9 protein-coding genes are annotated in these 12,206 nt (G+C 70.9%); 5 read left to right on the forward strand and 4 right to left on the reverse strand.

All coding sequences use genetic code 11. The features are described 5' to 3' along the window. Positions 1 to 31: 31 nt before the first annotated feature. Positions 32 to 1,321, reverse strand: coding sequence for an ATP-binding protein (locus tag NVS89_RS17245; RefSeq protein WP_258734006.1), 1,290 nt, complete (start codon positions 1,319 to 1,321; stop codon positions 32 to 34). Next, complete coding sequence (locus NVS89_RS17250; RefSeq protein WP_258734007.1) at positions 1,318 to 2,061, reverse strand: response regulator; 744 nt, start codon at positions 2,059 to 2,061, stop codon at positions 1,318 to 1,320. The genes NVS89_RS17245 and NVS89_RS17250 overlap by 4 nt, the downstream gene beginning before the upstream one ends. Positions 2,062 to 2,452: 391 nt before the next feature. Between NVS89_RS17250 and NVS89_RS17255 the strand changes: the two genes are divergently transcribed. From NVS89_RS17255 to NVS89_RS17265, 3 genes are all read left to right on the forward strand, one after another. Then, positions 2,453 to 3,697 carry an efflux RND transporter periplasmic adaptor subunit gene (locus tag NVS89_RS17255; RefSeq protein ID WP_258734008.1) on the forward strand — a complete coding sequence of 415 codons (1,245 nt, stop codon included), beginning with the start codon at positions 2,453 to 2,455 and terminating at the stop codon, positions 3,695 to 3,697. A gap of 2 nt (positions 3,698 to 3,699) precedes the next feature. Next, a complete protein-coding gene (locus tag NVS89_RS17260) occupies positions 3,700 to 5,643 on the forward strand; it encodes a MacB family efflux pump subunit (RefSeq protein WP_258734009.1) in 1,944 nt (647 codons plus the stop codon). A 116-nt stretch (positions 5,644 to 5,759) separates the two neighbouring features. Further along, complete coding sequence (locus NVS89_RS17265) at positions 5,760 to 7,073, forward strand: DUF2254 domain-containing protein (protein ID WP_258734010.1); 1,314 nt, start codon at positions 5,760 to 5,762, stop codon at positions 7,071 to 7,073. Between the two features lie 4 nt (positions 7,074 to 7,077). Here NVS89_RS17265 and NVS89_RS17270 read toward each other — a convergent pair whose 3' ends face one another. After that, on the reverse strand, positions 7,078 to 8,640 hold the full coding sequence (locus tag NVS89_RS17270) for a bifunctional aminoglycoside phosphotransferase/ATP-binding protein (protein WP_258734011.1): 1,563 nt from the start codon (positions 8,638 to 8,640) through the stop codon (positions 7,078 to 7,080). Positions 8,641 to 8,834: 194 nt separating this feature from the next. Between NVS89_RS17270 and NVS89_RS17275 the strand changes: the two genes are divergently transcribed. Next, entirely contained in the window at positions 8,835 to 9,896 is a 1,062-nt protein-coding gene (locus tag NVS89_RS17275) for a threonine aldolase family protein (protein WP_258734012.1), read from the forward strand. Positions 9,897 to 9,900: 4 nt separating this feature from the next. Here the strand turns inward: NVS89_RS17275 and NVS89_RS17280 are convergent, their stop codons facing one another. Beyond that, the gene (locus tag NVS89_RS17280; RefSeq protein WP_258734013.1) at positions 9,901 to 11,286 is read right to left on the reverse strand and encodes an aminotransferase-like domain-containing protein; all 1,386 of its coding nucleotides are present in this window, start codon (positions 11,284 to 11,286) and stop codon (positions 9,901 to 9,903) included. Between the two features lie 413 nt (positions 11,287 to 11,699). On the opposite strand from NVS89_RS17280, the gene NVS89_RS17285 reads away from it, so the two are divergent. After that, positions 11,700 to 12,182, forward strand: coding sequence for an MSMEG_0572/Sll0783 family nitrogen starvation response protein (locus NVS89_RS17285; protein WP_258734014.1), 483 nt, complete (start codon positions 11,700 to 11,702; stop codon positions 12,180 to 12,182). Positions 12,183 to 12,206: the final 24 nt, after the last annotated feature.

Genomic DNA, 12,206 nt, shown 5'->3' on the forward strand with positions numbered 1-12,206 from the left:
TCGCGTCGGGATTCGACAAAGCGAAGGCGGCTCAGACCGGATCGGCCTCGGCGGCGTCCGGCGCCAGCGGGAGATGCACGATCTGGGTGAGCCCGCCGCCCGGCCGGTTCTTCAGCTCCAGCCGTCCCTCGATGCCGGTGACGATCTCATGGGCGATGGCGAGGCCGAGTCCGGCGCCGGGAATGGGCGTGCCGCGCGCCGGATCGACCCGGAAGAACGGCTCGAACACGCGGGCCATCATCTCCTCGGGAATGCCCGGCCCGGCATCGTCGATGACGACCAGCGCCTCGCCGCCGGAGCGTTCCACCCGCACCACCGCCGCGCGCCCGTGGGTGGCGGCGTTGATGGCGAGGTTGCGGATCGCCCGGCACAGCGACAATGGCCGCGCCAGGACGCTCGCCGGCTCGGCGTGCTCGAGCTCCAGCCGCATGCCGATGCTCTTCAGCTCGCCCACGACCTCGCGCACCAGCCCGTCGAGGCGCACCGGGCTGCGCGCGGCGTCGTCCACCTCCTCGCGCACCAGCCGGATCGCGCTGTCGGCGATGCGGTCGAGCTCGTTGAGATCGGCGATCCAGGTCGCGCGCTCCTCCTCGTCCTCGAAGAACTCGGCGCGCAGCCGCATCCGCGTCATCGGCGTGCGCAGGTCGTGGCCGGCCGCGGCCACCAGCCGTATCCGGCTCTCCATCGCCTGCTTCAGCCGCGAGGACAGCCGGTTGATGGCATGGGCGGCGGCGCGCACCTCGGTCGGCCCCTCCTCCGGCAGCGGCTCCAGCCGCCCGTCGGGGCCGATTTTCGCCACCGTCCGCTCCAGCAGCGCGAGCGGCTCGGTGAGGCGCCGCACCGCGACCACCATCACCAGCGTGGTGCCGAGCGCCATCACCAGCGCCCAGCCGGCCAGCGCCCAGCCGCCATTGCCGGGATGCGGCGGCATGGTCATCGGCATGGTCAGCCAGCGCCCGTCGGCGAGCTGGCCGGTGACGATCGGCCACGGGCCGCCATGCGACGCGCGCACGCTCACCCGCTCGGCCCGTCCGCGCCGCGCCAGCGCGGCGTTGATGCCCTCGCTCGGCATCCTGGCGATCTCGCCCGTGGGCTCCTGGTCGCTCAGGCCGGCGAACCCGTTGCCCTTCTCGGCCACGCGGGCGTCGCCCGCCTTGCCCGCGAGGTCGACCAGCAGCGCCCATTGCGCCGCCACCGCTGTGTCGGCCTCCTCGAAGCGCGGCGGAGACAGCAGCAGGAAGGACAGGCCGGTCGCCAGCAGGGCGACCAGCAGGACCGCGCCCACCAGCAGCGCGGTGATCTTGGTGCGCAGCGTGTTCACGGCATCACCACCGGGCGGGCGGGCTCCTCGGCGGCCTCCACCGGCACCGCGAGCTGGTAGCCGCCATTGCGCAATGTCTTGAAGATGCGGAACTGGCCGGCGTCGCCGAGCTTGCGGCGCAGCCGGCTGACCAGCACGTCGATCGAGCGGTCGAAGGCGCCGGCGCTGCGTCCCTGGGTGATGTCGAGAAGCTGGTCGCGCGAGAGCATCCGGCCCGGCCGTTCCAGGAAGGCGCTGAGAAGGTCGAACTCCGCACCCGTCAGCGCCACCTCCTTACCCTGCGCGTCGATCACCTGACGGGTGGCGGGAAGCGCGGTGAAGCCGGCAAAGCGGAAGCTCTGGTGGACCGGCACCAGCGGCTCCTCGCGCAGCGCCGTGCGCCGGAGCACGGCGCGGATGCGCGCCAGCAGCTCGCGCGGGTTGAACGGCTTGCCGAGATAGTCGTCGGCGCCGACCTCCAGCCCGATGATGCGGTCAACATCCTCCTTCAGCGCCGTGAGCAGGATGATCGGCACGCTCGAGCGCGCGCGCAGCGATCGGCACAGGTCGAGGCCGGAGACGTCGGGAAGCATGAGGTCGAGCACCACGAGGTCGATGCGCGCGGCCGCGAGACATTCCTCGGCGTGGCGCCCGTCCTCGGCGAGACTCACGCGGAAGCCCTGCCCCTGAAGATACCGCCCGAGCAGCTTGCGGATCTCATGGTCGTCGTCGACGACGAGAATATGTGCGCCCGCGTCCAACAAGGTCCTCCCGGTCACGGCTCCCTCACCGCAGAAAGGAGCAACAAAGCGCCGGGTTCAACGCAGGAATGGCAACGAAAGGTTTCCAACCGGCACCTGGCAACATTCGGAAACAACATAGTGCGGCCGTCTCAACTTTCGGAAACGGCCAGACCTTCGCCGGAAACGTATCGCCCGGATAGTCGCGGCATCGGACGCGTGCGGAAGATCGCCGCCTGTCGGTCCGGCCCCATTCCCCCGGGACTGCCCATCCGGGGGCGCAGGGAACCTGATCACCAGACTGCCCCCCGATCGGGTCCCGACGGCGGACATGGGCGAAAGCCATGTCCGCCGTTCCCCGTTTTCCGGCCGCGATGCCGGCCGCCACCGGCGGATCGTCGCCCGCAGGACCATGAACGAACGTCGCAACACCGTCCTTCGCAAGCGCCTGCTTGCCGCGCTGCTGGCTCTGCTCCTGCTCGCCGGGGGCGGCTGGTTGGCGCGCGAGGACCTGTTTGCCGCCACCACGCCCTCCTACATCACCGCGACCGTCGCCACCGGCGACATCGAGCGCACGGTGCTGGCCACCGGCACGCTGAAGCCGGTGAAGCTGGTGGCGGTCGGCGCCCAGGCCTCGGGCCGCATCACCGCGGTGAAGGTCAAGCTCGGCGACGAGGTCAAGGCGGGCGACCTGCTGGCGGAGATCGATTCCACCACCCAGCAGAACGATCTGCGCACCGCCCAGGCGACGCTCGCCAAGGTGCGCGCCGAGCGCGCCGAGAAGGAAGCGACGCTCGCGCTCAACGTGAAGACGCTGGAGCGCCAGAGCAAGCTGCTGGAAACCAGGGCGGTCTCGCGCAGCGACTTCGACACCGCGACCGCCGATGTCGACGTCACCCGCGCCCAGATCAAGGCGCTGGACGCGGACATCGCCGCCGGCGAGGTCTCCGTATCCACCGCCGAAGCCAATCTCGGCTACACGCGCATCACCGCGCCGATCGACGGCACCGTGCTCGCCATCGTCAGCCAGGAGGGCCAGACGGTGAACGCGACCCAGTCCGCGCCCACCATCGTGGTGCTGGGCCAGCTCGACACCATGACCGTGCGCGCGGAAATCTCGGAGGCCGACATCGTCCATGTCGTGCCGGGCCAGCCGGTCTACTTCACCATTCTGGGCGAGCCGGAAAAGCGCTACGACGCGACGCTTGCCTCCATCGAGCCGGCGCCGGAATCGGTGCGCAGCGACTCCAGCTTCAGCACCTCGACCACCTCAACGAGCTCGAGTTCGTCGAGCTCGTCCTCGAGCTCGGAGGCGATCTACTACAACGGCATCTTCAACGTGCCGAACCCGGACGGAAAGCTGCGCACCTACATGACCGCCGAGGTGCACATCGTGCTCGGCTCGGCCCATGACGTGCTCACCATCCCCTCCTCCGCCCTGCTCAGCTCGGACGGCGAGGGCAATGCCCGCGTCCGCGTGATCGGCGAGGACGGGCGGGCGAGCGAGCGCACCATCGGGATCGGGCTCGACGACAAGATGAAGGTGGAGGTGCGCTCGGGCCTGACGAAGGGCGAGCGCGTGGTCCTGAGGGAGGCGAGCGCCTCCACGACGACCTCCTCCGGCCCCGGCGGCCCGCGCCCGCCGATGGGGTTCTAGCGATGGCCGAGCCGCTCATCTCGCTGTCGGGGATACGGCGCGAATACATCACCGGCGAGGACCGGCTGGAGGTGCTCAAGGGGCTCGACCTGACCATCGAGACCGGCGAGATGGTCGCCATCATGGGCGCCTCAGGCTCGGGCAAGTCCACGCTGATGAACATTCTCGGCCTGCTCGACCGGCCGAGCAGCGGCAGCTACCGCATCCGCGGGCGCGAGACCTCGAGCCTCGAGGGCAACGAGCTGGCGGCGCTGCGGCGCGAGCATTTCGGCTTCATCTTCCAGCGCTACCACCTGCTCGGCGAACTCACCGCGCGCGACAATGTCGAGGTTCCCGCGGTCTATGCCGGCACCCCGCGCGAGGGTCGCCACAAGCGCGCGCGGGGGCTTCTGCAGCGCCTCGGCCTCGATGGGCGCGCCGATCATCGCCCCGGGCAGCTCTCGGGCGGGCAGCAGCAGCGCGTGTCGATCGCCCGCGCGCTGATGAACGACGGCGACGTCATCCTCGCCGACGAGCCCACCGGCGCGCTGGACAAGCGCAGCGGCGAGGAGGTGCTGCGCATCCTCGAGGAGCTCAACGCCGAGGGGCGCACCGTCATCATCGTGACCCACGACGCGGCCGTCGCCGCCCGCGCGCGCCGGATCATCGAGATCAGCGACGGCGAGATCGTCGGCGACCGGCGCACCGATGGCGCGCCCGCGGCCCCCCCGGCGCCGGCCCGCACCCGTGACACGCGCGCCGGCGGCCGGTTCGGCTCGCTCGGCGAGGCCCTGCGCATGGCATTGCTGGCGATGAACGCGCACCGCATGCGCGCCTTCCTGACCATGCTCGGCATCATCATCGGCATCGCCTCGGTGGTCTGCGTGGTGGCGCTCGGCGAGGGTTCGCGCCAGCGCGTGCTCTCCAACATCTCCGACCTCGGCACCAACACGATCGAGGTGTTCGCCGGCAAGAGCTTCGGCGACGTGCGCTCGGCCAAGATCAGCACCCTGGTGGTCGCCGACGCCAACGCGCTTGCCGGCGAGCCCTATGTCGCCGCCGTCACCCCGACCGTGTCGACCTCCTCGGTCGCGCGCTACCAGTCGACCGAAGCGAACGCCCTCGTCAACGGCGTCGGCGCGCAGTACTTCCTCGCCAAGGGCACCACCCTCGCCGCCGGGCGCTTCTTCGACGCCGACGCGGTGCGCACCCGCTCGCAGGACGCGGTGATCGACCAGAACACGGCCACGACGCTGTTCGGCGTGGATGGCGACGCGATCGGCAAGGTGATCTTCCTCGGCAGCGTGCCGGCGCGCGTGGTAGGGGTCGCCGAGCCGCAGCAGGGCGGTTTCGGCGGCAACCAGAACCTCTCCGTGTTCCTGCCGTACACGACGGTGCAGACGCGCATCATCGGCTCGCAGTCGCTACGCTCGATCACGGTGCGCGTGGCCGACGACGTTTCCACCGACCTCGCCGCCCAGGCGATCACCGAGTTCCTCGAGGGCCGGCACGGCACCAAGGACTTTTTCATCCTCAACACCGACGACATACGCCGCGCCATCACCTCCACCACCCAGACCATGACGGTGCTGATCGCGGTGATCGCCGTCATCTCGCTCGTCGTCGGCGGCATCGGGGTGATGAACATCATGCTGGTGTCGGTCTCCGAGCGCGTGGCGGAGATCGGCGTGCGGATGGCGGTCGGCGCGCGGCGCAGCGACATCCTGCAGCAATTCCTCATCGAGGCGGTGCTGGTGTGCCTGATCGGCGGCGTGCTCGGCATCGCGCTGGCGCTCGGCTTCGGCGCCGCCTTCGCGCAGTTCCAGAGCAATTTCAGCCTGATCTATTCGGCGAGTTCGATCGTCGCGGCGGTGGTCTGCTCGACCGCCATCGGCATCGCCTTCGGCTACCTGCCCGCCCAGCGCGCGGCAGGGCTCGACCCGGTGGAGGCTCTGGCGCGGGTGTAGGCCACGCTCCGCCGCACCGGGGCGCCGCGACGTCCCGCTCATGACACCCGCATGGAACCGTTCGGCCCGTCGCGGCATAGTGGTAGCGCAGTCCCGAGCGCAGAGCGGATGGGCGGATGTCGAAATGGCAGTGGATCCTGCGGCAGTTCGGCCGCAGGCTTTGGGTGAGGGCGAGCCTGATCGGCGCCCTCGGCGTCGCGGCTGCCATTTTGGCGGCGATCGCCGAACGCTTCCTGCCGTGGCAGCTCACCTACGACATCGGCGCCGACGCGGTCGACAGCATCCTGTCGATCATCGCCTCCAGCATGCTCGCCGTCACCACCTTCTCGCTCAGCGTCATGACCTCGGCCTTCGGCGCGGCGACGAGCAACGTGACCCCGCGCGCCACGCGGCTGCTGGTGCAGGACCGGATCACCCAGAACGTGCTGTCCACCTTCATCGGCGCGTTCCTGTTCGGCATCGTCGGCATCATCGTGCTGAAGACCGGCGCCTACGGCCCGCAGGGGCGCGTGGTGCTGTTCGTCGTCACCATCGGCGTCGTCATCCTGGTGGTCGGCACGCTGATGGGCTGGATCGACCACCTCACCACGCTCGGCCGGGTCGGCGAGACCACGCGGCGGGTGGAGGACGCCGCCCATGACGCGATCGAGACGCGGCTGCGCTTTCCCTGCCTCGGCGGGCGGCCGGCCGATCCCGACGCGCCCGAACTGCCGCTGGCGGTGCCCTCGCGCCTGACGGGCTATGTCCAGCATGTCGACGTCGCCGCCGTCGCCGCCCGCGCCGAGGCGCTGGAGGTCGACGTGCGGCTGTGCGTCGTGCCCGGCTCCTTTGTCTATGAGGGCACGCCTCTCGCGTGCTTCGACAAGCCCTCCAAGGAGGCGGGCGAGGAGGAGATCGCGGACGCGCTCGAAGGCGCGCAGGGCGCCTTTTCCATCGGCCAGCAGCGCAGCTACGACCAGGACCCGCGCTTCGGCCTCGAGGTGCTGAGCGAGATCGCCCAGCGCGCGCTGTCGCCCGCGGTCAACGATCCGGGCACGGCGATCGACGTCATCGGCCGCTGCACCCGGCTGCTGACGCTGTGGGCAAACGGACCGCAGGATGGCGAGGAGATCGAGGTGCGCTACGAGCGGGTGATGGTGACGCCGCTCACCCCCGCCGACCTGTTCGACGACGCGTTCCGCCTGATCGCCCGCGACGGTGCCGCGCTGGTCGAGGTGCAGCTTCGCCTGCAGAAAGCGCTCCACGCCCTTTCCGGCATGGGCGACGAGGCCTTCCGCGAGGCGGCGCGGCACCAGTCGCGGCTGGCGCTGGAGCGGGCGGAGGCGGCCCTGGCGCTCGAGGACGACAAGCGGCTTCTGCGCGAGGCGGCCCTTCGCCTCGCCGGCGAGAAGAAGCCGAGCCGCCGCAAGACAACGACGCGTCGCAAGTAAGGCCTCAGGGCTTCGGCGCCGGGAGGCCCATCGCGGCACGCACGCGCGCCAGCACCTCGTCCGGCGTGCCGGAGGCGTCGATCCGCATCCAGTCGAGGCTCCCCGCCGCGCGCGCGGCCTGCTGGCGCACCACTTCGGCGGTGGCGTCGGAAGCATCGGCGCGCCGCGCCTCCACCCGGCCGGCCAGCGTCTCCACCGGCGCCTCCAGCCAGATGCCGGTGAAGGACGCATCATGGGCGCGGGCGACCGCTTCGATGGCGTCGCGCTCGTCCTCCTTCTGGTGCACGGCGTCGACCACCACGCCATGACCGGCGGCGAGCACCGCGCCGGCCCGCTCGCGCAGCGCCGCATAGACGGCGACGGTGGCGTCCATCGTGTAGGCGCCGGGCGGGAGCCGGTCGAACTCGCCGACCCCGGCGAGCCGCTTGCGCTCCACATCGCTGCGCAGATGCACGGCGCCGGGCAGCGGGCCGATGGCCGAGGCAAGGCCGGCGGCGAGCGTGCTCTTTCCCGTGCCCGACAGGCCGCCCACGGCGACGAGCCGGGCCGGTTCCGGCGCCAGCGCGCGCTCGGCATAGGCGAGATAGGCGAGCGCCTCTTCTTCGCCGGCCGCGCGTTCGGCCGGAGCGCGATGCGCCAGCGCCGCCGCCGTCACCTGCGCCCGGATCCCCGCGCGCAGGGCGAGGAACAGCGGCAGCGCCGCCAGCCCGTCATAGGGCGGGGCGTCGCCGCAGGCGGCGAGGTAGCGGTTCAGCACCCGGTTGGCCGCGTCCGCGCGGCCGCGCAGGCCGAGATCCATGAGCAGGAAGGCGAGGTCGTAGAGCCGGTCGATGGTGGCGAGCGCCTCGTCGAACTCCAGCGCGTCGAACAGCACCGGCGCGCCGTCGATCAGCGCCACGTTGCGCAGGTGCAGGTCGCCATGGCAGCGCCGCACCTCGCCGGTCCGTGCCCGTTGCGCCAGCAGGGGGTCAAGCCGCTCCAGCAGGACCGACAGCGCCCGTTCGAACGCCGCGACGCGCTGCGGCGCGAAGAGCCGCGGCGTCTCGCGCAACCCCGCGACGACGCCGGCGGCGACCCTGGCGAGCGCGGCCGGGGAATCGGTCTCGACATGGCGCTCGGCGCGCTCGTGGAAGGCGAGAACGGCCCTGGCGAGATCATCGAGCAGCGCCGGCGTCAGCCCGTCCCGGTCGGCGATGCGGTCGAGCGTCGCCGTCTCGTCGAAGCGGCGCATATGCACCGTCCACTCGACGACCTCGCCCTCGCCGCCGAGATGGAGCGCGCCCTCGCGGCGCGTGACCGGCACGAGGCCGAGATAGATGCCCGGGGCCGCCGGCCGGTTCAGCTCCAGCTCGCGTCGGCAGGCGGCATGGCGCTTCTCCAGCGTGGAAAGGTCCATGAAGTCGAAGCGCACGGCGCGCTTGACCTTGTAGACGTCGGCGCCGGCGAGGAACACCGCAGCGCCATGCGTGTCGATGCGCGCCACCTCGCCCGCAAGGCCATGGGTGGCGGGATCGGCGAGCAGGCGGAACACCGGCTCCTGGTCGGCGACGACGTGATCGGAAGTCATGAATCAGCGGTAACGGGTCGGGAGTGGATCTCGGCGGCGCCACTCTAGCCGAGCCGGGCGGGGACGCCATGAGGGCCCCGCCCGATGCCCGCCTCGGCGAGGCGCCCCGGCAGCGCGAGCTCGGGCGTTTTGGCAATGGGCGCGGCCGCGTTTCCGGCCTAAACAGGCGGACCACCCTTTCGCAGGACGATCCCGTGACCGACATCTCCTCCCCGTCCGCCGTCGCCCGGCCCGGCTTCGGCAGCGACAACATGGCCGGCGTCTCGCCCGCCATTCTCGACGCGCTCCGGGCCGCCAATGCGGGCGCCATGCCCTCCTACGGCGCCGACGAGATTTCGGCCCGCGTCGCCACGCGGCTGAGCGCGCTGTTCGAGCGCGAGGTCGAGGTGTTCCTCGTCTCCACCGGCACGGCGGCGAACGCGCTGTCGCTGGCCGCGCTCACCCCGGTCTGGGGCGCGGTGCTCTGCAATGCGGAAAGCCATATCGAGAACGACGAATGCGGCGCGCCGGAATTCTTCACCGGCGGCGCCAAGCTGATCCACGTGCCGGGCGAGGAGGCGCGCATCGACCCCGACGCGCTCGCCCATGCGACGCGCCGCAACAAGGGCGACGTGCACAGCGTGCAGCCGGCCTGCGTCTCGATCACGCAGGCGACCGAGCTCGGCACGGTCTATTCGCTGGAGCATATCCGCGCCATCGGCGCCGCCTGCCGCGACGCCGGCCTGCCGCTGCACATGGACGGCTCGCGCTTCGCCAATGCGCTGGTCTCGCTCGGCGCCACGCCGGCGGAGATGACCTGGAAGGCCGGCGTCGACGTGCTCTCCTTCGGCGCCACCAAGAACGGCGCCATGGGAGTGGAGGCGGTGGTGCTGTTCGATCCCGAGCGGGCGCAGGAATTCGCCTTCCGCCGCAAGCGCGCCGGCCACCTCACCTCGAAGATGCGCTTCCTCGCCGCGCAGATGGATGCCTATCTCGCCGACGACCTTTGGCTCGCCAATGCGCGCCAGGCCAACGCCATGGCGGCGCGGCTCGCCGAAGGGCTGGCGACGCTGGCGGGGGCGGAGATCATGAGCCCGGTCGAGGCCAATATGATGTTCGTGCGGCTGCCGCGGCGGGTGATCGACGGGCTGCTGGCGCAGGGCTTCCGGCTCTACACCGACCGCTGGGGCGAGAACATCGTGCGCCTCGTCACCTCCTTCGCCACCAGCGCCGACGACGTGGACCAGCTTCTGGCTGCCGCGCGCGAGGCCGCCTGAGGCGTCACATGACGGCGGAGACGGCCTCGGGCGCCTGCGTCAGCGCGTGCGCCATGTAGTCCAGCGCGGAGCGGATCTGGGCCCGGCTGGCCGGCCCGCCGAGACAGACCCGGACCGCCTCGCGCGCCGGACCACAGGCGGTGAAGGCGTCGCTCGCCACCACGCCGACGCCGGTCGCGCGCATGTGGCCGACGAAGGCGGAGCGGGTCCAGGGCTCGGGCAGCTCGATCCAGAGATTGAAGCTCAGCGGATCGGCGTGGAAGCTGCCCTCGGGCAGGATTTCCGACGCCAGCGCCTGGCGTGCTCGGGTCTCGGCGCGGATGAAGCGCAGCAGCGTGTCGGCGGTGCCGTCCTCGATCCAGCGCGTCGCCAGCGCGGCGGTGAGCGGCGAGGCCATGACGTTGGCCGTGCGCAGCGCCGCCGCGAAGGGGTAGCCCGAGCGCGCGTCCGGCACCACGACATAGGCCGCGCGCAGGCCCGCGCCGATGCATTTGGCGAGGCCCGCGACGTGCCAGGTGAGATCCGGCGCGATGGCGGCGAGCGGCGCGGGGCCATGGGCGGGGATGAAGCCATAGGCGTCGTCCTCGACGATCGGCAGGTGGAAGCGCCGCGCCACCCGGGCGATGGCCTCGCGCCGCGCCTCGGGCACGGTGATCGTGGTCGGGTTCTGCAGCGTCGGGTTGAGGTAGAGCGCCTTCGGCTCCAGCCTCTGGCAGGCGTCGGCCAGCGCGTCGGGCTCGATGCCCTGCCCGTCCATCGGCAGGCCGACCAGCTTCAGCCCGAGCTGGGCGGCGATGGCGCGCACGCCCGGATAGGTGATCGCCTCGCACAGCACGCTCTCGCCGGGCCGCGCCAGCAGGCCGAGAATGCCGAGCAGCGCGGGATGCGCGCCGGGGGTGACGAAGACCCGCTCCTGCGAGGGCACCAGCGCCCGGCGCCCGAGCCAGGCGCTCGCCGCGTCCTTGTCCGCGCCGGTGCCGCCGAAGCCCTGGTAGCGCAGCAGCGAGACGAGATCGCGCCCGACCTCGGCGAGGCCGTCCTGCATGCGCGCTATCAGCGCCGGGTCCTCCGGCTCGGGCGGCAGGTTCATCGACAGGTCGACGGTGGCCGGGCGCGAGGGCGTCGCCGGGCGCGCCTCGGCCCGCGGCATGCCGGAGACGAAGGTGCCCTGCCCGACCCGCGACTCCACCAGCCCGCGCTTCTGCGCTTCGACATAGCCACGCGCCACGGTGGTGAAGTCGATGCCAAGCCGGCCGGCGAGCTTGCGCTGGGGCGGAAGCCGGTCGCCGATGGCGAGGCGGCCGGCGCGTATGTCCTCGGCGATGAGATCGGCGATGGCGAGGTAGCGGGGCTTGTCGGAGCGGGAGAGGTCGGGAATCCAGTCGGCCATGGTCGTCGTCGTTCTTCGCCTGTCGTCCGGCAAGGTTGCGCGCGCCCGCAGCCGCGCGAGGCGCCCCGTCCCGCGTGCCGGCCGCGAGTCGGGAAACACAGCATAATTGACTGTATAATGTTGCAGAGGTGGCCTGTCACCACTGGTCCGCAATTTGCTGCGTTCTAAGGGTTACTACGTAGCCGCCGGCGCATGCGCAGGAAGCGGGCAAGTTCCCGCTCAATCGTTAGGCTTTCGCACCCTTTCTCAGCATCGACCGCACCATTTCGGCTGCGCTATTGAATGTATTTTTGACTGCATTTTGACTGTTTCATTGATTCTTTTGAAAAACTGTCAATTGGCACATTGATTGCAGACCTGTTGGCATGGGCCGGCATCCCGCCGCGACCCCTTCGCCAGCCAAGGAGAGCGACATGGCCACCATCACCGTTCCGGCGCACCAGAAGGGCGACGTCCTGGTCGACTACGAGGACAAGAAGTTCGAGGACGTCAAAGCCGCTCCGGGCGAGAAGGCGCTCGTCACCTTCCACACCGTCGCCTTCGAGGGTTCGATTGGCCTCGTGAACCTGCTGCAGGCCTCGCGCCTGATCCAGAAGGGCTTCGAGACCTCGGTGCTGCTCTACGGCCCGGGCGTGACGCTCGGCGTGCAGCGCGGCTTTCCCAAGCTCGGCGACGAGGCCTTCCCCGGCCATCTCAACTTCAACAACCGGATCGAGAAGATCATGGCCGACGGCGGCAAGGTCTATGCCTGCCGCTTCGCGCTGCAGGCGCTGTACGGCCATGGCGAGGGCGCGCTGATCCCCGGCATCGTCCCGATCAGCCCGCTCGACGTGCTCGACATCGTGCTGCTCCACCGTCGCGACAACGCCTTCATCCTCGACACCTGGACGCTCTGAGGCCCGCTTCGAGCGCTGCGGACC

The sequence above is a fragment of the Ancylobacter mangrovi genome (genome assembly GCF_024752355.1).
Classification (GTDB): domain Bacteria; phylum Pseudomonadota; class Alphaproteobacteria; order Rhizobiales; family Xanthobacteraceae; genus Ancylobacter; species Ancylobacter mangrovi.